Origin of the sequence: Sphingomonas ginsenosidivorax (assembly GCF_007995065.1) — a bacterium.
Lineage (GTDB): Bacteria > Pseudomonadota > Alphaproteobacteria > Sphingomonadales > Sphingomonadaceae > Sphingomonas > Sphingomonas ginsenosidivorax.
Genome location: NZ_VOQR01000001.1, coordinates 108486 through 131121, shown reverse-complemented (window position 1 = coordinate 131121; position 22636 = coordinate 108486). Strand labels below are relative to the sequence as shown.

Annotated in this window: 15 protein-coding genes; 12 read left to right on the top strand and 3 right to left on the bottom strand. The window is 68.0% G+C overall.

Annotated elements, in window-relative coordinates; translation table 11 throughout:
* Positions 1–23: 23 nt before the first annotated feature.
* The 6 genes from FSB78_RS00580 (at position 24) to FSB78_RS00555 (ending at position 7820) form a co-directional block, all read left to right on the top strand.
* On the top strand, positions 24–791 hold the full coding sequence (locus FSB78_RS00580) for a murein hydrolase activator EnvC family protein (RefSeq protein WP_158637934.1): 768 nt from the start codon (positions 24–26) through the stop codon (positions 789–791).
* An 81-nt stretch (positions 792–872) separates the two neighbouring features.
* Positions 873–2354 carry a PAS domain-containing sensor histidine kinase gene (locus FSB78_RS00575; protein ID WP_147079049.1) on the top strand — a complete coding sequence of 494 codons (1482 nt, stop codon included), beginning with the start codon at positions 873–875 and terminating at the stop codon, positions 2352–2354.
* Positions 2275–2976, top strand: coding sequence for a response regulator transcription factor (locus tag FSB78_RS00570; protein WP_147079047.1), 702 nt, complete (start codon positions 2275–2277; stop codon positions 2974–2976). Before FSB78_RS00575 ends, FSB78_RS00570 begins: the two co-directional genes overlap by 80 nt.
* Before the next feature lie 257 nt (positions 2977–3233).
* On the top strand, positions 3234–3596 hold the full coding sequence (locus tag FSB78_RS00565; protein ID WP_147079045.1) for a hypothetical protein: 363 nt from the start codon (positions 3234–3236) through the stop codon (positions 3594–3596).
* Between the two features lie 185 nt (positions 3597–3781).
* A complete protein-coding gene (locus FSB78_RS00560) occupies positions 3782–6436 on the top strand; it encodes a glycosyl hydrolase (protein ID WP_147079043.1) in 2655 nt (884 codons plus the stop codon).
* Between the two features lie 40 nt (positions 6437–6476).
* Positions 6477–7820: a glycoside hydrolase family 28 protein gene (locus FSB78_RS00555; protein WP_147079041.1), complete on the top strand. Its 1344-nt coding sequence runs from the start codon at positions 6477–6479 to the stop codon at positions 7818–7820.
* 97 nt (positions 7821–7917) lie between these two features.
* On the opposite strand, the gene FSB78_RS00550 is transcribed toward FSB78_RS00555, so the two are convergent.
* On the bottom strand, positions 7918–8715 hold the full coding sequence (locus FSB78_RS00550) for an IclR family transcriptional regulator (RefSeq protein WP_147079039.1): 798 nt from the start codon (positions 8713–8715) through the stop codon (positions 7918–7920).
* 108 nt (positions 8716–8823) lie between these two features.
* Here FSB78_RS00550 and FSB78_RS00545 point away from each other — a divergent pair, with 108 nt between their 5' ends.
* Genes FSB78_RS00545 through FSB78_RS19180 form a run of 5 tightly spaced genes read left to right on the top strand, consistent with a single transcriptional unit; the run spans position 8824 to position 16317 of the window.
* Positions 8824–9567: an SDR family oxidoreductase gene (locus FSB78_RS00545; protein WP_147079036.1), complete on the top strand. Its 744-nt coding sequence runs from the start codon at positions 8824–8826 to the stop codon at positions 9565–9567.
* A complete protein-coding gene (locus tag FSB78_RS00540; RefSeq protein ID WP_199743092.1) occupies positions 9552–10856 on the top strand; it encodes an L-fuconate dehydratase in 1305 nt (434 codons plus the stop codon). Before FSB78_RS00545 ends, FSB78_RS00540 begins: the two co-directional genes overlap by 16 nt.
* A complete protein-coding gene (locus FSB78_RS00535; protein WP_147079032.1) occupies positions 10853–11632 on the top strand; it encodes an L-fucose dehydrogenase in 780 nt (259 codons plus the stop codon). The genes FSB78_RS00540 and FSB78_RS00535 overlap by 4 nt, the downstream gene beginning before the upstream one ends.
* A gap of 7 nt (positions 11633–11639) precedes the next feature.
* The gene (gene fucP, locus FSB78_RS00530) at positions 11640–12941 is read left to right on the top strand and encodes an L-fucose:H+ symporter permease (RefSeq protein ID WP_147079030.1); all 1302 of its coding nucleotides are present in this window, start codon (positions 11640–11642) and stop codon (positions 12939–12941) included.
* A 37-nt stretch (positions 12942–12978) separates the two neighbouring features.
* Positions 12979–16317 (top strand): DUF4450 domain-containing protein, encoded by a 3339-nt coding sequence (locus tag FSB78_RS19180; RefSeq protein ID WP_199743091.1) that lies wholly within the window; start codon positions 12979–12981, stop codon positions 16315–16317.
* Positions 16318–16381: 64 nt separating this feature from the next.
* Here the strand turns inward: FSB78_RS19180 and pelA are convergent, their stop codons facing one another.
* Positions 16382–17653 carry a pectate lyase gene (pelA, locus tag FSB78_RS00520; RefSeq protein ID WP_147079027.1) on the bottom strand — a complete coding sequence of 424 codons (1272 nt, stop codon included), beginning with the start codon at positions 17651–17653 and terminating at the stop codon, positions 16382–16384.
* Positions 17654–17724: 71 nt separating this feature from the next.
* Here pelA and FSB78_RS00515 point away from each other — a divergent pair, with 71 nt between their 5' ends.
* Positions 17725–18567, top strand: a complete 843-nt coding sequence (locus tag FSB78_RS00515) for an amidohydrolase family protein (protein WP_199743090.1) — start codon at positions 17725–17727, stop codon at positions 18565–18567.
* Positions 18568–18728: 161 nt separating this feature from the next.
* Here FSB78_RS00515 and FSB78_RS00510 read toward each other — a convergent pair whose 3' ends face one another.
* Positions 18729–22229, bottom strand: coding sequence for a TonB-dependent receptor (locus FSB78_RS00510; RefSeq protein ID WP_158637932.1), 3501 nt, complete (start codon positions 22227–22229; stop codon positions 18729–18731).
* Positions 22230–22636: the final 407 nt, after the last annotated feature.

Here is a 22636-nt window from a genome sequence, read left to right as displayed (position 1 = left end):
ATGGTGGCACCGATTTCCGCGTCGTGGACGAGGCTGCGTTCGTCACCGGCGTGCCGGTCGTCGCGGCGGCGGCGGGAACCGTCGTGCGGCGCCGCGACGGCGAGCCGGATGTCAGCGTCCGGACGCGCGCCTTCGCGGCCGGCCGCGACGCGGGGAACGGCGTCGTCATCGATCACGGCGACGGCTGGGTTACGCAGTACAGCCATCTGCGCGCCGGCAGCATCACGGTCGAGCCGGGCGAACGCGTTGCCGCCGGCCAGGCGATCGGCATGGTCGGGTTGTCGGGCAACACGGAATATCCGCACCTCCATTTCGACGTCCGGCACGCCGATCGCCCCATCGATCCGTTCGACGCGCGGCCCCTCACGGCGGCATGCGCGCGATCGCGGGGACAGACCGGCCTGTGGACGCGCGGACTGGCAGCGGTGCTCGACCGTGCGACGACGGCGATCATCGGCGGCGGGTTCGCCACCGGTTTTGTCGACCCGGCGCATCCCCGGGCAGCCGAGGCCGCGACCTCGCTCGCGACGACGCGGCCACTGCTGCTCTGGAGCGAGGTGTCGGGAGGCCGCCGGGGCGACATCCTGCGCTTCGCGATCACGGGACCGCAGGGTGCGATTTTTGACGCCCAACGACCGCTGGACGGCGATCATCTGCTATGGATGAACTTCGGCGGCAAGAAACCGCCCCCGCGCGGCTGGCCACCCGGTCTCGTCCGCGGTGAGATTACCCTGTGGCGGGACGGCACGCTGATCGGAGACAGGACGGTGACCGCTCGCATTGATCCATGATTCTGATTTTAGGAAATAATCGCGGATGAAAATCGCACGACGCCGTGCGACCCTGCGACATTGGGAGAGATATAGGCCGCAATGAACCGGCTTTGGGAAGCACTCGACGACCGACCATCGGTACACCCTGTCCCGTTTGGTTCGGCTATCCGCGTCGGCTGTCTGGCGGCATGCGCGGCGCTGGCGACCAGCCTGACCATTCGGACCGTGTTCCACTATGAATGGCCCTTCATCTTCGGGTTCCTCACGACGCTCGCCGCATCGCTGCGTGCGAGCTGGCGCGCGGGAATCGTCGGTGCGGTGCTGGTTGTCGTCGGCGGGGTCCTGCTGTTTCCGGACGCCCCGCTGGTGACCGAACCGATCGTGATGGCGGTCATCGGATGCTATCTGATCCTGGCCGTGACGGGCGACACGCTGCGCCAGTCCCGGCTGACCGAACACGCGCTGGCGCAGCAGATTCGACAACGCGAAACCTATCTGCAGGCCATCTTCGCGACGCTTCCCGCGGCCATGCTGATCGTCAACGACAGCGGCATCATCGTGACCGCGAACCAGTGTGCCGAGCAACTGTTTAAACATCGCCACGAGCCGCTCGCCGGATGCAGCATCAGTGCCTTGCTGAACCTGCCGAACAACGGCTCGGCGATCGGTCATCTGGCGAAGCAGGTCGCGATCGGCCAGATGACGGGCCAGACCGTCTGCATTCCGGTATCCGGCGCGCATCCGCTCGAACTCACGATGCAGCTGGCCGAAGTGCCGATTTCGGGCAAGCCGTTCCACATCGTCTATCTGCGGGACGAAACGCCGCAACGCACGGCCGACGCCCGCCGCGCGGGCCTGGAGGCGCAGGTCCAGCAGCTGGGGCGAGCAACCGCGCTCGGCCAGCTCGGCAGCGCAATCGCGCATGAGCTCAACCAGCCGCTGGCGTCTGCGGCGCTCTACGCCGGCGCGGTGCGGATGATGCTGGCCGATCCCGATCACGACAAGGCGGAGGTCGACGCGACCGTCGTCGACATGCTGGGCCAGCTCTTCCGCGCCAAAACGATCTTCCAGCGCCTGCGCAACTTCGTCGCCGCGGACGAGCTCGACATGGAATGGGTCGACGTCCGCCGGATCGTCCTGGAGGCCAGCCAGCTCGGACGGATGGCGATCCGGCAGGCGAGCGCGCACCTGACGGTCGTGCTCGACGAGGAGTTTGGCGAAGTCTTCGTCGATCCGGTCCAGATCCAGCAGGTCTTGCTGAACCTGATCGTCAACGGGGTCGAGGCGGTACAGGACCGCCCCGTCCGCGAGGTGACGCTGAGCGTCGCACGCTGGACCGACCGCCAGCTCGTGATCAGCGTATCCGACACGGGCTACGGTATCGCCGACGAGGTCCGCAACCGCCTGTTCGAGCCGTTCGCGACCAGCAAGCGGCACGGCCTGGGGGTCGGGCTATCCATCTCGAAATCTATCGTCGAGCATCATCAGGGCGAACTTTGGTATGATCACGAACAACCCGAAACCACGTTCCGTTTCACCCTCGGATATCGCCCGACAGACGCCGTCGGCGTCGCTGCCTGATCTGCCCGTCTATATCGTCGACGACGAGCCCGAGGTGTGCCGGGCGATGAGCGCGGTCTTCCGCGCCTGCGGCCAGCCCCATGCCGGCTTCACCTCGTCGATCGAGTTCCTCGACGAACTGTCCGCGCTGGCGCCGGGCATCATCGTCAGCGACATCTGCATGCCCCATCTCGATGGCCTCGAACTGTTACAGGAACTGGCGATGCGCGGCCGCAAGGATCCGGTGATCATCATCACCGGCCATGCAGACGTCCCGCTCGCGGTACGGGCCCTGAAAAGCGGCGCGGTCGATTTCATCGAAAAGCCGTTCGACGCCGACGTCATCCTCGATGCGATCGCCTCGCTGCGCATCGAACCCATCGCGCACGACCAGGACCCGATGGTGACTCGCATCGCCGCGCTCTCCCGTCGCGAGCAGCAGGTGTTCGAACGCATCGTCGAGGGCGGAACCAACAAATCGATCGCCGCGTCGCTGAGCCTCAGCCCCCGCACCGTCGAATATTACCGCGCCCAGGTGATGCACAAACTGAAGACCAAATCGCTGTCCGAACTCATCAAAATCGGGATGCAGACCCCCTATTCGAACGGTGACCTCATGACGGCTGCACGCAGACGAGAGTGAGCCACCCGGGATTTCCCACTGGGCGGGTCGATACGACATGGGCCGTTCTTCACATGATGCGGTCCGGACCATGAGCCGGGCGGCCTGAGTTTGCGAGGATCCGCTACTCCGTCGGCGCAGCCTTCCCTCGCGATCATCGCGGTTGACAGGGCGAAAGGCGAACATGTTGCAGACGCGGCACGCGATTGGGCTTGAACCGGACGCGGGGGCGGGTAGCGCAGGACCGATGTAGCAACGCGCGGCAGTGAGGAACGATGATGTCAGACGAAGCTGGCGCGACCCTGGGACGCGTCATCCATATCGCCACGCAGGGCGATGCCGGCTGGTTCGAGAAGAACCCCGACCGCCGGATCCGCATCCGCAAGGCCGTCCCGATGGAATTCAGCGAGGACATGGGCCAGGCGCCGGTCAGCATGGCGTGGTTCGTGCTGGTCCTCGAGGCGCAACCCGGGGCCCGCCTGCGCCAGCCCATCGCGCTCCCGATCGGGTTCGACATCGGCGACATGGACGACAGCGCGTTGTTCGCGCTGTTCCGGCAGGCGGCCCCGGACAGCGCCAGGGACCTGCTGAAGACGCTGCGCGTCACCAAGCTGCCCGGCACCGGTAGCGGCCAGCATTAAGCGGCTTCCCGCGCGGGACTTCGCGGCTGGCAAAGGGCGCTGTTGTATGACAGGTTGGCGGCCAGTCCGATCGGAGACCCTATGACCGCCGCCTGCCTCGCCCTTGCCCTTCGCCCGCCGCGGCGACCGTCGCCGATGCGCGCGCGCCCGGCCTTGCGCTGACGACGCCGTAAGGATCCCGTCCGATGTCGACCGCGACGACGCCCCGCCCTGCCCGGCCGATCCGCACCGGCGCGTTCGCGCTGCTTTTCGCGCTCGCGGGTACCCCCGTCGCGGCGCAGGACCCCGCGCGCGATGCGCTGCTGCGCGATTTCCAGTCGCCGCCGGATGCGGCGAAGCCGATGGTGCGATGGTGGTGGTTCGGCCCCTCGGTCGACGCGCGCGAACTCGACCGCGAGATCGGGATGATGAAGGCCGGCGGGTTCGGCGGGTTCGAGGTCCAGCCGACCTATCCGCTCGCGCTCGACGGCGCGCTGCCGGGGGTGACCAACACGCCCTATCTGTCGCCTGCGTTCCTGGACGCGCTCGCGCACGCCGGCCGGACCGCGCGCGCGCGCGGCATGCGGATCGACGTCACCCTCGGCAGCGGCTGGCCGTTCGGCGGGCCGCATATCCCGATCAGCCAGGCGGCGTCGCGGGTCGAACGGCGCGTCGTCGCGATCCCCGCCGGCGCGACGTCCGCGACGCTGCCCGGCATGCAGCCGGGCGAACGCCGCCTCGCGGGGTTTCTCGACGGCCAGCGGATCGCGCTGACCGACGTCGATGCGGTGACGGTCGCCGCGGCCGCACGCGACCGGACGCTCTCGCTCTACACCGCCGGGCGCACCGGGCAGCAGGTCAAGCGCCCCTCGGTCGGTGCCGAGGGCTATGTGCTCGACCATCTCGATCCGGCGGCGATCGCCAACCACCTGACGACCGTCGGCGACCGGCTGCTCTCCGCCTTCCCGGCATCGGCGCCGCCCTATGCGATGTTCTCCGACAGCCTCGAAGCCTATGGGTCTAGCTGGACCGGCGACCTGCCGCAGGAGTTCCGCCGCCGGCGCGGCTATGACCTGCTCGACCATCTGCCGGCGTTGTTCGATGATGCGAAGGGCGGCAACGGCGTCCGGTACGACTGGGCGACGACGCTGTCCGAGCTGGTCAACGAACGCTATTTCGCACCGATCGACGCCTGGGCGGTCCGGCACGGCACGCGGTTCCGCGCGCAGGCTTACGGCATCCCCGCGCCGACTCTGGCGAGCAGCGCGCTGGTCGGCTTGCCCGAGGGCGAGGGCGACGATTGGCGCAGCTTCACCTCGACGCGCTGGGCGACGTCGGCCGCGCATCTCTACGCCAAGTCGGTGATATCCTCCGAGGTCTGGACCTGGCTCCACTCCCCCGCCTGGGCGGCCACCCCGCTCGACATGAAGGTCGAGGCGGATCGCCATTTCCTGCAGGGGATCAACCAGCTCGTCGGCCATGGCTGGCCGTACAGCCCGCCCGGTGCGCCCGAGCCGGGCTGGTCCTTCTATGCCGCCGCCGCGCTCAATGATCACAACCCCTGGTTTGCGGTGATGCCCGACGTGACGCGCTATCTGCAGCGCGTGTCCGCGATGCTGCGCCAGGGGCAGCCGAGCAACGCGGTCGCGATCTACCTGCCGGTCGAAGACGCCTTCGCCGCCATGCGACCGGCCCTCGCATCGGTGAACGACGTGATGCACGCGCATGTCCCCGACACGCTGATCGCGCAGGTGCTGGACTCGGGCAACGGCTTCGACTTCATCGATGCGGCCGCGGTCCGCGCGGGCAAGCTGACGCAGCGTGTCCTGATTTTGCCCGAACTCGCGCGGATCGATGCCGATGCCTATGCGGCGATCGCGCGCTGGGTGGCAAAGGGCGGCACGCTCGTCGCGATGGGGGCGTTGCCGCGTGAATCGGGCGGGCTGCATGCCGAGCGCGCGCGCGCCGCGGTGCAGGCGCTGTCGAACCGGCTCGCAAAGACGACCGCCAGCCTGCCGCAAGCGCTGGCCGCGACCGCCGACGTGCGGCTGGGCCGGCCCGATCCCGCCTTCGGGTTCGTCCGGCGGCATCTCGCGGACGGCGACCTGTATTTCGTCGCCAATACCGGCAACGTGCCGATGCGCACGACCGCGCGGTTCGCGGGCGACCGCGGCAACGGCGAATGGTGGGATCCGATGACGGGTACGCGATCGCCTGTCGGGCGCGACGCGATCGCGATCGATCTCGCGCCCTACGAAAGCCGGATCCTCGTGTTCGCCGGCGCATCAAAGACCGAGGGGCCGAAGACCGAGGGCCCCAAGCCCCTGCCCGCCACCCGCGAGCCGCTCGACGGCGGCTGGACGCTCGACCTCGCCGGTCCGCTCGACCGGCTGACATCCTGGACCGAGCGCCCGGCGCTGCGCAGTTTCTCGGGCACCGGCATCTATCGCCGGACCATCACCGGCGGCGGCTGCGTCGTGCTGGACTTCGGCGCCGCCGCGCCCGTCACGCCGCCCGCCGGCGCGCGCCCGTTCGCGGCGGTCGCAGCCCCCATTCGCGACGCCGCGATCGTCCGCGTCAACGGCGTCCGCGCCGGCAGCCTCTGGGCGCCGCCCTATCGGATCGACCTGACACGGTGGCTGAAACCCGGCCTCAACACGGTCGAGATCCAGGTCTCGAACACCGCGATCAACCAGCTGTCCGGCCGTCCGCGCCCCGATTATCGGCTGCTGACCGCGCGGTACGGCGAGCGCTTCCAGCCGCAGGACCTCGATCGCATCGCGCCGCAACCCTCGGGGATCGTGCAGCCCGTGACGCTCGAACGGACAGCCGGGGGCGGCACGTGCGACGTACCACGCTAGCCAGCCGTGAACGCCTGAACTCACACGCGGAGAATACGCCATGTCGACCCCGATCCTCACGCGCCGCCGGTTCACCGCGGCGATGCTCGCGGCACCCCTGGTGACCGCAGCAGCGCGCAAACCGGCGCAGGCCCTCATCACCGCGTTCGGCGCGCGCGCCGACGGTGTGACGCTCAACACCCGCGCGATCCAGGCGACGATCGATCACCTCGCAGCCGGCGGCGGCGGGACGGTGGTCGTGCCGTCGGGGGTGTTCGTCAGCGGCGCGCTGTTCCTCAAGCCCGGCGTGCACCTGCGGCTCGACGCGGGCGCGGTGCTCCGCTGCAGCACCGAGATGGAGAATTTTCCCCGACGCCGGACGCGGATCGAGGGTCATTTCGAGGCGAGCTTCACCCCCGCGCTGATCAACGCCGATGGCTGCGACGGGCTGACGATCAGCGGCACAGGGACGCTCGACGGCGCCGGGCGGCCGATCTGGGACCTGTTCTGGAAACTGCGCGCTGCGGCGCCCAACCCCGCCAGCTTCGCGAACATCGGCATTGCGCGCGCGCGCCTCGCGCTGATCGAGAATTCGAAGGGCGTGACGGTCGAGGGCGTCACCTTCAAGGATTCGCAATTCTGGAACCTGCACATCTATCGCTGCGACACCGTGCTGGTGAAGAACGCGCGCTTCGTCGTCCCCGACGACTATCCGCAGGCGCCGAGCAGCGACGGCATCGACCTCGACAGCAGCCGCAACGTCACGATCGACGGGTGCTATTTCTCGGTCACCGACGACTGCATCGCGGCCAAGGGATCGAAGGGACCCCGCGCGCTGCAGGACACCAACAGCCCGCCGGTCGAGCATATCCGCATCCGCAACTGCCATTTCCGCCGCGGCCATCAGGCGTTCACCTGCGGCAGCGAGGCGACGGTGGTGCGCGACGTGATCGTCGAGGACTGCCGGGTGACGGGCGCGATCAACCTGCTGATGCTCAAGCTGCGCCCCGACACGCCGCAGCTCTACGAGGACATCCACCTGCGCCGCATCACGCTCGACAGCGACGGCGGGCGGATCCTGCTGGTCGAGCCCTGGGGCCAATATGCCGACCTGCAGGGCCTGCCGCCGCCCAGGTCGACCGTCCGCAACGTCACGCTGAGCGCCATCACCGGCCGCTTCGGATCGTTCGGGATCATCCGGCCCAATCCCGGCCAGACGAGCTTCGGCGCGATCCGCGTGAGCAACCTCCGCGTCGATCTGACCAAGGACGCGATGCTGGTCGCCGAGGGGGTTCCCGATCTCGCCTTCGACCGCGTCGTCATCGGCGGAAAACCCGCCAGCGCCCCCCCCTATCGCGCCGCCGCCCCGGGCAAGGCGGATCCGGGGTACCGCGTATCCGGGTGACCGCGACGGCGTCCGTCGTCCCGCATCGGCTGCGATGCGCTGCTGCCATCTCCCCAACGAGCCGCGCATCGGGCCGGCAGGGGGCGATGCGCGTAACCTACTCGGCGCGTCCTGCCGTGGGAGACGCGCCGAGCGCGGTCGAGATCGCGTCCCCGGCCGTCATTAGCATCTGACGGGTCTGGTCGACATCGGTGCGTTGCGAACCGTCGATCATCTCGAGATAGGGAACGGTCAGCGCCGCCGCGATCGCGCCGCCGAAGCCGAAGATCGGCACGCTGATATCCGTCACGCCCGACGCCCGCGCGCTCGGGCTCATCTCATACCCTCGCTCGCGGACCGTCGCGAGATGCGGCGCCAACGCGCGACAGGCGGCGGCGGACTTCGCCGGAAGGGCGGCCAGCACCGCGTCGCGCTGGGTATCGTCTGAAAAGGCGAGCAGCACGTGTCCGGAACAGCTGGTCACCAGATCAATCACCGCGCCGGCCCGCATCGCGAAGCCAGCCGGGCCGATATTCTCGTTGCGCTGAATGACTAGGCCGCGGGCCTCCGCACGAACCACCAGGTGGCACGACTGGTTGGTGGCGCTGGCGAGCGACTGCATGATCGGCGCGGCGACCGTCGCCAGCGATTGCGCGGGTGTCGCGCGGTAAGCGACGTCGAGCATCCAGTAGGACACGCTGTACTGGTCCGACTGCGCGTCCTTCCGCAGCCAGCCGCGACGCTCCATGACGATCGTCACGCGGAACACCTCGCTCATCGAACGCCCGAGCTGCTGGGCGATCTCGGTGATCGTCAGCCCTGCCGGCGCCGTCGCCAGCAGTTCGAGAATGTCGAAACCGCGCTCCAGCGCGGGCGCGGCATAGGTGGTACGGCTCTTTGCGACGGGATCGGCCATGCCGGTCTTTCCCACGCCGGACCCGTCTTGGAAAGCGTTCTTGCTCAATCGGCAATCGCGCGATAGGTTCCACCCATAAAATAGACTTTCACAAAGAGAAGGACTCCGATGGGGGAGAGATTGGCAGGCAAGCGGGTCCTGGTGACGGCGGCAGGCCAAGGCATCGGACGTGCGATCGCCCAGACGTTCGAACGCGAAGGCGCGACCGTGTTCGCGCTGGACCGCGATGCGGCGCTGATCGCCGCCTGTGCGCGGCCGATCGTGCTCGACCTGTTGGATCACGATGCGATCGACCGGCTACCGGCGCAAACGGGCGCGATCGACGTGCTGGTGAACGCCGCCGGGATCGTCCATTCGGGCACCGCGTCGAGCTGTGCACTCGATGACTGGGACGCGGGCTTCGCGCTCAATGTCACCGCGATGTTCCGCACCATTCGCGCGTACCTGCCGGGCATGATAGCGGCGAACCGGGGATCGATCGTCAACATCGCGTCGGTCGCCTCGTCGATCATCGGCGTACCCGATCGCTTCATCTACGGCACGACCAAGGCAGCGGTGATCGGCATGACCAAGGCGGTCGCGGCGGACTTCGTGGGATGTGGCGTGCGCTGCAATGCGATCTGCCCGGGCACCGTCGAGACGCCGTCGCTGCTGGGGCGGGTCCGCGACCTCGCCGAGCGGGACGACCTGACGACGGAGGCCGCGCATGCCGCCTTCGCCGCGCGCCAGCCGATCGGGCGGCTAGGACGCGTCGACGAGATCGCCGCGTTGGCGCTCCACCTCGCCTCCGACGAGAGCGGCTTCACCACCGGCACGGCCGCGGTGATCGACGGCGGATGGACCTTGTTTTGACCAGGATCACGGCGCTCCGCACGCACGATATCCGCTTCCCGACGAGCCACGCGCTCGACGGGTCGGACGCGATGAACCCCGACCCGGACTATTCGGCCGCCTATGTCGTGCTGGAAACCGACCAGCCGTGTCTCGAGGGGCACGGGCTGACCTTCACGATCGGCCGCGGCAACGAAGTCTGCGTCGCCGCGATCGAGGCGATGCGGCACCTGGTCGTCGGGCTGGACCTCGCCTGGATCACCGCGGATCCCGGCCGGTTCTGGCGCCACGTCACCGCGGACAGCCAGTTGCGCTGGATCGGCCCCGACAAGGGCGCGATGCACCTCGCGACCGGTGCCGTCGTCAACGCGGTCTGGGACCTGTGGGCGAAGCACGCGGGCAAGCCGCTATGGCGCCTCGTCGCGGACTTCACGCCGGAGGAGTTCGTTCGCGCGATCGACTTCCGGTATCTGACGGACTGTCTGACGCCCGAAAAAGCACTCGCTTTGCTGCGTGCCAAGCAGGACGGCAAGGCGGCGCGGATCGCGATGCTCGAGGCAGAGGGCTACCCCTGCTACACGACATCGGCGGGGTGGCTCGGCTATTCCGACGAGAAATTGCGGCGGCTGGCGCGCGAGGCGGTCGGCGCAGGCTTCCGCCACGTCAAGCTCAAGGTCGGGCGCGATCTGGCCGACGACATCCGCCGCTTGACCATCGCACGCGAGGCGGTGGGTCCCGACGTCCGGCTGATGATCGACGCCAACCAGAATTGGGAGGTGTCCGAAGCCATCGCCTGGGTCGCGGCGCTGGCCTTCGCCGACCCCTGGTTCATCGAGGAACCGACCAGCCCCGACGACGTGCTGGGCCATGCCACGATCCGCCGCGCGATCGGCAAGGTGAAGGTGGCGACCGGCGAGATGTGCCAGAACCGCATCATGTTCAAACAGTTCATGGCCGCAGGCGCGATCGACGTCGTGCAGATCGACGCATGCCGGCTGGGCGGCGTCAACGAGGTGCTCGCGGTGCTGCTGCTCGCCGCTCGCTACGACCTGCCGGTTTGCCCGCACGCCGGCGGCGTGGGACTGTGCGAATATGTGCAGCATCTCTCGATGATCGACTATGTCGCCGTATCCGGAACGATGGAGGGGCGCGTGGCCGAGTATGTCGATCATCTCCACGAGCATTTCGTCGACCCGTGCGAGGTCCGGAACGCCGCCTATATGCCCCCGACGCGGCCCGGCTTCTCGATCGAGATGAAGCCTGCCTCCATTGCGCGCTACCGGTTTCCGTCGGCGGTCGACGCGGCATGAATCTGGGGCTCGAGGGCAAGGTCGTGCTGGTCACCGGCGGGGGCGCGGGGATCGGCAGCGCGGTCTCGACGGTGCTGGCGGAAGAAGGCGCGATCCCCGTGATCCTCGGGCGCAGCCCGCTCGACGATGCCTTCGCCGCCAGACTCTCGGCGTTGCAGCCGGCGTATCTGTTCATCCGCGTCGATGTGGAGGACGACGCTGCCTGCGCTCGCGCCGTCGCGCAGGTCGTCGCGCGCTTCGGTGCGATCCACGGGCTGGTCAACAATGCCGGCGCGAACGACGGTGTCGGCCTGGACGCGGGTGTCGCGGCGTTCGCGGCGTCGCTCCGCACCAATCTGATCCATTATTACGGCATGGCGCATCACTGCCTGCCCCATCTGCGCGCGTCGCAGGGTGCCGCGATCGTCAACATCTCGTCGAAGGTGGCCCTGACCGGCCAGGGCGGCACCAGCGGCTATGCCGCGGCCAAGGCCGCGCAACTGGGGCTGACGCGCGAATGGGCGGCGGCGCTCGCCGGCGACGGAATCCGCGTCAATGCCGTGCTGCCGGCCGAGGTCATGACCCCGCTCTATCGCCGGTGGATGGACACGCTCGACGACCCTGCTCCCCATCTGGCAAGGACCACCGCGCGCATTCCGCTCGGCCACCGCATGACGACCGATCGCGAGATCGCCGACACGGTCGTGTTCCTGCTGTCGGACCGCGCATCGCACACCACGGGCCAGTGGATCGTCGCCGATGGCGGCTACGTGCATCTCGATCGCGCGCTGGGTTAGGACCGCCATGCCGACAGCCGCAGCCCCCGCCCCCGCCCGACCGCGCTATACCGGCGCCATCCTGCTGACGGTCAGCCTGTTCTTCCTCTGGGGAATGGCGAACAATTTGAACGACGTGCTGATCGCGCAGTTCAGGAAGGCGTTCACGCTGTCCGACTTCGAGACGAGCTTCGTCCAGCAGGTCTTCTATTTTGGCTATTTCGTGTTCGCCGTTCCCGCCGCGATGCTGACCAGCGCGCGGGGGTACAAGACGGCGATCGTTACCGGGCTCGTCCTCTACGGCTGCGGTGCGCTGCTCTTCTATCCGGCGGCGGCGGACAGCCGATACACGCTGTTCCTCTTCGCGCTGTTCGTCATCGCGTCGGGTCTGGCCTTCCTCGAGACCGCGGCCAATCCGTTGATGACCGAGCTCGGCGACCCGGCGGGCGCCACGCGCCGGCTGAACTGGGCGCAAGCCGCGAACCCGGTCGGCGCGATCACCGGGATCCTGATCGGCCGGCACTTCATCCTGTCGGGCATCGAACATGACGAAGCCACGCTCGCGGCGATGACTGCAGCCGAGCGGCTGACCTATTACGGCGTGGAGACGCGGGCCGTGCAGGCGCCGTATCTGGTCATCGGTTGCATCGTTCTGGCCTTCGCGGTCGTCGCCGCCTGCCTGCGCTTCCCGCCGGGCGACCCCGGCGCGCGCGCTGCCGCATCCTGGTCCGGATTCCGCCAGGTCGTGCACCGGCCGCGACTGGTCTTCGCGGCGGTGGCACAGCTGCTGTACGTCGGCGCACAGGTCGGTCTGTGGAGCTACACGATCCGCTTCGCCCAGGCGACCGTGCCCGGCCTTCCCGAACACGCCGCCGCCGATGCGCTGTTCGTGTCGCTGCTGCTGTTCGCGACGGGCCGCTTCATCGGCACCGCGGCGATGACACGCGTTCGACCGGCGACTTTGCTCGCGCTGTTCGCGGCGATCGCGTTCGCGCTCACCGTGTTCGCCGCGCTCGTCGGCGGTCGCACAGGCCTCTATGCCCTGGTCGCCACGAGCTTCTTCATGTCGATCCAGTTCCCGACGATCTTCGCGCTGGGGGTCGAGGGGCTGGGTCCGCTGCGCCGCGCCGGGTCGTCGCTGCTGATCATGGCGATCATCGGCGGCGCGATCCTGACCGCGGCGATCGGCTGGTTGTCCGATCGTGCCGGGATCGCAACGGCGATGCTGGTGCCCGCCGCGGCGTTCGCGGTGATCGTCGGGTTTGCGCTGTGGGCGAGACGGCGCAAATCCGACGCGGATGGCGGCGACCGCAACGGGCTCGGGGGCTGAACCGATGACGTCGAGCGCAGCAACGAAGCGACGCCACATGCGCATTCTGGCGCTCACCACGGCCCTGTCCGCGGTGTCGCCCGCCGTGGTGGCCGCGCAGACGCTGACGGCGACCGAGGCGGTCCATCCCAACCTCAAGGGCAAGCTCGATCGCCCCGTCCGCTACCGCCCCGACGGCGATGCGTTCGTGATCGAGAACGGGACCGAACGGTTCAACCGACCGCTTTATGGCGGCAACACGGCGTTCCGCGTCGATGGCGGCGACCGGCCGGAGTTCGTGCTGTACCTGCCGGGACGCGGCGGCAACCTGCGCTTCGCGGTGCGCGGCGTCGATGGAAAGCCGTGGTGGCTGCACGATGCGCAGTCGATCACGACGCGCTACCGGCCCGGCGAACTCGACTACCGCATCACCGATCCGCGGCTGGGCGGTACGATCGAGCTGACGGTCGTTGCGCTCGCCGCGACCGAGGGTGTCGCCGTGCGCGCACGCGGTGTCGGCGTTGCGCGCGGGACCGCGCTCTACTGGGCATTCGGCGGCGTGAACGGCAAACGCGGCACGCGCGACGGCGATATCGGCACCGAGCGCGTCCCGATCAGCGAATGGTTCGGGTTCCGCCCGTCCTTTGCCGACCGCAATGCCGTCGCCGTGCCGGCGCGCGATCGCTTCGCCGTCACCGGTCCGCCGGGCACGATCACCGGCACACTGTTGCGCGGCGAAACGCGCGGCGTTGCCGATGGCGAAGCGTGGGACGATCCGGTTCGGTTGTTCGCGACCCCGCCCCCCTCCCAGCGATCGGCTACACCGGCGCGGCCCGTCGTCACCGGGATGCTGCGGCTGGACTCGACCGCCGCGGATCTGGTGCTGCAGCGAACCGCCTACGCGCCCTCGGCGAACGCGGATCTGGCTACCTATGCCGCGGTCAGTGCCGACCGCCGGGTTGCTGTGGCGTTGCCGCCGCTGCCACCGCCTTACCCCGCCGCATCGCTGCCGGGCGTGTTCGAAGCTGCGCGCGCGCATTTTGCGGCACTGCGCGGTCGCGTCCGGATTTCGACGCCGGACCCTTGGCTGGACGCGAGCGTCGGTGCGCTTAATGTCGGAGCGGACGCGGTCTGGGACGGTCCGCAAGGCGCGATCATGCACGGCGCGGTCGCGTGGCGGACCAAGCTGCTCGGCTGGCGCGGGCCCTATGCGCTCGACGCGCTCGGCTGGCACGACCGGGCGCGCGCGAACTTCCGCGCCTGGCTGCCGCGCCAGAACGTCGAGGCCATTCCGTCGACGCTGCCGCCCGCCGATGCCGCCAGCAATCTCGCGCGCAGCGAGATAGCACTGCACGCCAATGGCGACCTGTCCAATTCGCACTACGACATGAACACGGTCTTCATCGACGCACTGTTCCGCCACCTCGCCTGGACCGGCGACAGGGCGTTCGCGCGCGAGGCGTGGCCCGTGATCCAGCGGCACCTGGCGTGGCAGCGCCGCCTGTTCCGCCGCCCCTATCGCCGCGGGCTGCCGTTGTACGAGGCCTATGCGCAGATCTGGGCGAGCGACGACATCCAATATTCGGGCGGCGGCGTCGCCTATGCCTCGGCGTATAATCTGTACCATAACCGCCAGGCGGCGCGCCTGGCCACGATGCTCGGCGAGGATCCGGCCCCCTATGCGCGCGAGGCGGTGCTGATCGGGCAGGCGATGCGCGCCGAACTCTGGCTGCCCGGCGAGGGCCGCTTCGCCGAGTATCGCGACTGGCTCGGCGAGCGTGCGGTGCATCCGAGTGCGGGGTTGTGGAGCTTTTACCACGTCGTCGATTCGGGCGTGCCGAGCCCACGCGAGGCGTGGCGGATGGCGGACGCCGTGACGCGCGACATGCCGCGCCTTCCCGTCGCGGGACCGGGCGTGCCAACCGACCGGCCCTACGGCGTGTACGCATCGAGCAGCTGGATGCCGTACAGCTGGTCGGTCAACAACGTGGTGATGGGCGAGAACCTGCACACCGCGCTGGCGTTGTGGCAGGCGGGGCGCGGGGACGACGCCTATACGCTGACCAAGTCGGCCCTGCTCGCCAGCATGTACATGGGGATCAGCCCGGGCAACGTCGGATCCCTGAACTATCTCGACGTCTATCGCCGCGAGGCGCAGCGCGATTTTGCGGACGGGTCGGGGGGGATGGCGCGGACGATCGTCGAGGGCCTGTTCGGTATCGCGCCCGACGCGATGACGCATACGCTGACGGTGCGGCCCGGCCTGCCGGCGGCCTGGAACCACGCCGAGCTGACCCATCCCGACATCGGAATCGCCTTTCAGCGCGAGGGCAACCGAGACCGATGGACGGTACGCCAGAGCGCTGCCCGCTTCGGCCGGCTGAGCCTCCGCCTGGTGGCGCGGCGCGACCGCGTCGCCGCGGTGACGGCAGATGGGCGCCCGGTGCGCTGGACGCTCGATGCCGACGCGGTCGGCGCGCCCATGATCGTCGTCGATGCGGCACTTGGCGCCGCCACGCAGATCGAAGTGCAGTGGTCGGGACGGCCGATCGCGGCTCCGATTGCAGCCGGTGCGCGGTTGGTGGAGAAGCGTCAGGGCGAGATGCGCTGGTTGTCCCCTACCGGCGTCGCGCCGACCCCCGCCCCGCCCCCCGTCGTCGTCGACCGCGCGCCCGTCGGTGCGCAGCGGCCGGTGGACCTGTCGGCGGCGTTCAACGACCACATCGACGCCATCTTTGCCGCCGGCAAGTATCGCAGCCCGCGCTCGCCCTTCGTGTCGCTGGCGCTGCCGTCGCAGGGCCTGGGCGCCTGGGCCGGGCATGTGCACGCGACCGCGAAGATCGACGATACAGGCCTGCGCGCTGCGTCAAAGCTGGGTGGCGGGCTGTTCCGGTTGCCCGACGGCGGCGAATTTCGAACGCCGGCCGAGGGCCGCAACGCGGTGTTCGTGTCGCACTGGGATGCCTATTCCCGCGCCGCGACGGTGCCGCTGGCAGGCCATGGGCGGTTCTTGCGGCTGCTCATGACCGGCACGACCAATCCGATGCAGAGCCGCATCGACAATGGCGAGGTGATCGTCACCTATGCCGACGGCGGCACCGCGCGGCTCGCGCTCCAGAACCCGACGACGTGGTGGCCGATCGAGCGCGACTATCTGATCGACGATTACCAGTTCCGTGTTGCCGGTCCGCGACCGCTGCGCGTCGATCTGGCGACCGGCCGCGTTCGCCTTGGTGGTGACCGCAAGGGCGGCGAAGAGGTCGACGGCGGCGCGGCGACCGTGCTGGGCCTGCCGCTGGATCCGGGACGGCCGCTGCGCTCGCTGACCGTCCGCGCGCGCGCGAACGACGTGGTCATCGGCCTGCTCGCTGCGACGATCGAGGATGCGCCGCGCTGAGATGCGATTGCGGGCCGTCCCCCGTACCGGAAACGGCCCGGACCGGCTTGCACGTCCGCCCCGATCAGCGCTTGTCGTACGCGGCGAGGATGGAACCGGGCGCGGTGCCGAACCAGGCATAGCCGCGCCGTCGTCCCGTGCTCAGTTCCATCACGTCATCGTGCAGAGTCTTGTCGCGATCGCCGAACAGGGGCTGGTTTTCGGCGACCGTATAGAAGCGCGCCCACAGCAGCGGCGCTGCAGGATCGGGGATAAGCTGCCGGCCGAGGCCGTCCTTCGCATCGCGCCAGGCCTGGCCGTGGATCGCGCTGGCACGGAGCCACGCCGCGGCCGCGTCGATCGCGGTCTGGACCGCAGGGTCGCGTCCCGGCACCCGCATCAGATAGCCGAGCACCGCCGCGCTTTCCGGCGCCGCAAGGGCCGCGGGCTCGTAGTTGCGCGCGGAGGTGATCGCCAGCGTCACCGCGTCGTGCTGTTGTCCCCATCCGGTCCGTTGCCCGTTGCGCACGACCTGCATCGCCAGGATGCACGCAACGCCGCGCGCCGCCGCCGAGCGTGCCTGCGACCGCACGGCAGCAGGCACGAACGCGAAGTCGTCCTTACCCGCGGCGGCATCGGTCAACAGGTCGAGCACCTGCGCCATCGCATTGTCGTTCAGCGTGATCGCATCATGATACCCGCCCTCGAGCGGCCAGACCTGGGGCCAGCCGCCATTCGGGTATTGCGCGCGCAACAGATAGCGCACCCCGCGCTCCACACCCCTCCGATATGTCGTCGCCGCCGGATCCTTGCCAAGCCGGGTCACGACCCGCGCAAGGAACCGGATCTCGTGCGTAGTGGCGTCGTTGTCGATCGTGCCGACATAATGCCAGCTCTCGGGTGGATCGAAATCGCCGGGCTTGGCCGCCATGTTGGCATTGTTCGACACGAACGCCTGACCAGGCTGGCGCGCCGGCCCGCGCGGCTGGTTCTTGCCCCAGCCGCCGGACGGGGTCTGAAAGCTCAGGATGGTATCGGCGATGCGGCGCGCGTCCGCGCCGCCATACCAGTCGGCCGGACGATCGAGCGGCATCGTCAGCAGCCCGTTGCCCGTCTCCGGGGCGGGCGGAACCGGCGTGCCGGCGCTCCGCTCGGCGGCAAGGGCCGCCTTGTCGGCGCGCATCGCCGCGATCGACGTCGCGAGATACGCCGACCAGGCGGCACGCTGGCTTGCCGGCAAGCCGGCGAGGCGCGCCGCGGTGACGCTTTGCGCCGGCTGGTTCATGCCGACGACCTTGGCCTCGCCGGGCGCGGTCGCCAGAACGGCAAGGCACAAGGCGGCTGCGATGGCGGTCATATTCCGGGACATTCTCACTCCTGCTTCAACTATCGGGGTGGCGAGAAACTCGCCGGAGGATTTGGCGCACGATGATGATTCAAAGGAACGGCGCGGTGGTCGACAGCCATGTTCACCTCTGGTCGCCGACCGCCGCGTTCCATCAATGGCCGGGCACCGACCTGCCCGCGATCCACCGCCAATTCGGCCTCGACGACCTGTCGGCGGCCGGTCGGTCCGTCGATCGCTTCGTCGTCGTCCAGGCACAGCCCGATGTGCGGGAGACAGAATGGCTGCTCGATCAGGCGGCGGGTGATGCGCGTATCCTCGGCATCGTCGGCTGGCTGCCACTCGACGCGCCCGACGCGACGATCGAGATCGAACGGCTCGCGCGGCGGCCGGGACTCGTCGGTCTGCGCCCGATGCTGCAGAACATGCCCGATGCCCGCTGGATCCTGCGCGACTGCGTGCAACCGGCGCTGCTGGCCATGGCCGCGCAGGGCCTCGCCTTCGACGCGCTCGTCCAGCCGCACCATCTGGCGGTCGTCCATATACTTGCCACGCGGCACCCGACGCTGCGCATCGTCGTCGATCATGGCGCCAAACCGGCGATCGGACGCGGCGACGATGCCGCGTGGCGCGGCGGCATCGCCGCGCTCGGGCGGTTGCCCAATATCTGGTGCAAGCTGTCGGGCCTTTGGACCGAACAGGATGCGGGCGCGGACCGCACGGTCTGCCGGCCCTATATCGAGCACCTGCTGCACAGCTTTCCCGGGCGAGTGATGTGGGGAAGCGACTGGCCCGTCCTGCTGCTGTCGGGCGATCGGTACGACGACTGGTTGGGATACGCGCGCGAGGTCGTACGCTCGACAACGCCGGACGAGGTGGACGCCGTATTCGGGGAGACCGCCAGGGAGTTCTACCGTCGTCGCTGATGGTCGACGCGGTCGCGCCACACCGCGGCCGACCACCCAAGGATTCCGCCTGGAACCCGGAAAAAGGGGCCATGCGGACCGGTCCGATCCGAATGGCCCAGTCTTCCGGGGAGGAAGATCGTGGCAGTCCCTCCATGTCATCGGGCGGGACTGGTACCGCATCAGAAGGTTATGATCGCGCCGGCATAATAGGTTTTCCCGGCGTAGAGCGAATCGTACATGTAGAGCACGCCGCCACCGATATCGCGGTACTTGTCAGGCGCGTATTTCGCGATCGGTGTGCCGAGCAGGTTCTTGCCCTCGACGAACAGCTGGAAGCTCTTGCTGAGCGCATAGGATGCGCGCGCGTCGAGTGTCTCGGTGCCGTTCTTGAAGACCGGCGAGACGATCTTGTAATAGGAGGTGGTGGACGTCGAACCGGTGACGCCCGGGATCGCCGGGACACGGTTGACTGCGTTTGCTTCGGTAAGATTGTAATAGATGTCGCGCTTCTGATACGCGATACGAGCGTTCAACTTGCCGTCGTCATACCACAGATTGACGTTGTAATAGTATTTGGACTCCGATCGCGGCGGTAATTTGACCCCGCTGAACAGGTCGACGAACGTGTTCGTCTCGTTCGACTTGGTGAACGAATAGTTGAACCCACCACCGGTGTGCCGGAGGAATCCCGGCAGGAAGGTGAACGCCGTACGACCCGCGACCTCGAAGCCACGCTGGCGCAAGCCGCTCGGCCCGTCCTGATAGGTCGCGACCTCGTAGGTCTGCCCGGCGAGTTCGTAAGCGCCGATATTGACGTCCTCGGGCCGTCCCGACCTGACGCTGATCTGGTAGATCGCGGCGCTCAGCTGCGTATCCCGGTTGGGATACCATTCGAGCGAAAGGTTCTGCGTGGTCGCGCCATAGCCCTTCAGCTCGGCGTTGCCGATCCGACCGGTGCAGCGGTTGACGAAATTGGCGAGGACCGCCCCGCCCTCGGCGGAATCGTCGGTCGAGGGATCGTCATCCTGGATCGCACCGGGGTTGGCCGCGATGAACGCTTCGAGCGCGGCGCGTTGCGCAGGGTCAACCAGGCCGCACGACACGGTCCCGTTTCCGGTCAGTTGCAGGATGCTGGGCCGCGCGCGCTGCAGCGCCGCCGAGTAGCGCAGCCCCAGCTTCTCGTCGATTGGCCAGATCGCCAGGTTGAAGCTCGGCAGCCAGTCCTCGCTGGTCCGGTTGACGTCGCCGACCTCGCGCCGGATCAGCTGGTTCTCGATCGTGTAGCCCGGAAACGGCGTGGTGATCGGCGTCGCGACACGCTGACTGAAATCGATCACCGGCTGAGCGTCCACTTTGATCCGCTGATAACGGACCCCGATGTTGCCGTTGACGAGAAGACCCAGTGGCCGGCTTTCGAAATCCAGCATCGCATAGGCGGACGACGTCACCTCCGACGTCAGATAGGTCGGCCGCTTGTACGTCTTGCCGTCGGAGGCGGTGCATTCGTACAGGCAGCCGAGGTTGCGATAGTCGAGATTGATATATTGCTTCAGCGCGTCCCGGAACTTGCCGACGTCATAGGTACCCCATGACGAGATCAGGTCACCGCGATTGGGCGCGCCGCCGTAGAACTCCGCGCCGGGCAGACCGACGAGGCTGGCGTTGATCAGGTTCTGATACTGGTCGCGTGTCAGCGTGTAGATCCGCGACAACTGATCCGTGGTCCCCGCCGTCGTCACGCGCGGCGCCGAGCCGAACTGGCAGGGCGTCGCGGCCGGCGCGCGCGTGGGATCGCAGAACTGGATGAGATCGAGCGACTGCGCCCGCGTCAGCACCAGCCCCGGCGACAGCTGCGACCCGTTGTTGCGGTAGCTTTCGTTGTCGCGCGTGCGGTGCTGGATGCCTGCCTTGACCCGGACGATCGGACCCAGGTTATCGAACGTCCGGTCGACGTCGAGCTGGTAGTTCCACTCGCTGTTCTTGTCGTCATAGGGCGTGTATTCATACTGCGCGCCCGTGCTCACCCCGTTCGCGCCGACCGTCGGATAGTAGGATGCCGGATTGAACAGATCGACATTGGGAACCTTGATGTTCCACAAACCGCTCTCCGGCTGGATGCTGTAGTTCGCGATATCGATCGGGGCCACGAACGAAAAGGCATTGTCCTCGCGACTGCTCGATGAGCGGCTATACTGGATGCGGGCCTTGGCGGTCCAGGGCCCGGAGATGAAGTCCGCGCCGGTCTGGGCATAATGCTGCGAGATCTTGCGCTGGATATCGCGGATCTGGCTGGTCACGCCCAGCGAACTGCTGAACTGGTTTCCCGTGCCCTGGGCGATGTCGAACGCGGTGACGTAGTGATTGTCGTTCACCACGACGTTGCGGATATTGCTGCCGGTCAGTGCACCCGCCGTGTTTGTGGTGCCGACCGGGGTCGCGACGCTCCAGTTGTAATCCTGCGACGACACGCGTCGGAAATTCGGATTGTACGAGGCGAACAGCGTCAGGTCGCGGTTCACGCGCCAGTCCGCGCGGACCTGGAACGACAGGCGTTGATCGGACTTGATCTGGCGACCGGGGCGCGGGAAGGACGGGACGAAATCCTCCCATTGCGCATAGCAGTTGAGGCGGCTGTTGATCCCGGTGGTCGACAGCGCCGCGCACCCCGCCTTGGTCGTCACAGCCGCCGCGACCGGATCGAACGGCGTGGTGAAGCTCTTGCCAGGCGAATTGTCGTAGTCGCCGAGCGGAATATAGCCCGCATTCGCAACTGTGACGCGGGCGTAATCGGTGGCGACCTTCTGGTCTTCGTACGTGCCGTTGAAGATCAGGCCGACATCGCCGTCAAAGAACTTGCGTGTGGCGATGGCATTGATGCGGGGCGAGGCACGTTCGCTCAAACTCTGGTACATGCTCTGCAGGTTCAGCCGGTACAGCGGCTCCTTGAAATCGAGGCCGCTGCGCTGTTCGATCCGCACCGTGCCACCGACCCCGCCTGGGGTCATGTCGGCGGTCTGCCCCTTGATGACGTCGACGCTCTTGATCAGATCGGACGACAATTCGCCGATCGACGACGCTCGGCCGCCCTGGTCGTTGGTCGACAAGGCAGTCATGCCGTCGACCTCGACGCGGATCAGGTCGGCCGACTGGCCGCGAATAGTGAAGCCGCCCTGCTCGCCCGAATCCGAGACGTCGAGCGCGACGCCGGCGATCCGCGCGATCGCCTCGGCAGCGTTCTTGTCGGGGAACTGGCCGACATCGTCGGCAACGATCGAATCCTGCGCGGTGCGCGCCGAACGCTTGCGGGAAATGGCGGAGGCCTCGGCGGCCCGCGCACCGGTGACGATAATGTCGGCATCGGCCACGTCGCCTTCATCGGGCGCGCGCTTGGGACGCTCGAAATCCTGGCCGAGCGCGTCCGGATCGCCGGTCGTCGGTGCGGTCTGCGCGGGTGCCGTGGCGCTGGTCGCCGCCGATGGCGCAACGGGCGCGTTCGCCTGTGGCTCCGCTGCTGACGTTGGCGGCGATACTGCCGGAGGCACGGCTGCCGGCATTGGGGTAACCGTTGAAGGCACGGTCGCCTTTTGCGCGGCCGCGGCCGACGGAAAGAAGCCGCCGGCCACGATCGAGAGCGCCGACGCACCCACCAGCGCGGCAGCCTTCGCCCCTTGTTTCCTCATCATTCCTCTCCCCCGTTATGGCGCCCGCATCCGTGTTTCGAACTGCAAACCCTGCCGCGTTCGTACGCGCGGCTTTTCCGTCGCCACCAATCTGACGAATACTTTTATATTTGCAATAGGTTTTTGCAGGTGAATTTAAGACTTTGATCCATAATGTGGTTTATGCCCGTCATGCGCTATCGTCGGGAGGGATGAAGGCGGCCGACACGACAGGGCGTCGGGTACTCGTGGCGGAAGCGGGGGCCTGGTCGCCGGCATCGGTCTACTGTTCCGAGGGCCGCATGCAGCCTGACGACTGTAATGTGGCACGTTCGATCAATGGCCGTTTTGCTCGGGGCACAACGAACACTGTTCCGTAGTTGGTATAAACGTCGATGCGTCAGACCCGGAAGGAAGCATCACGTCGA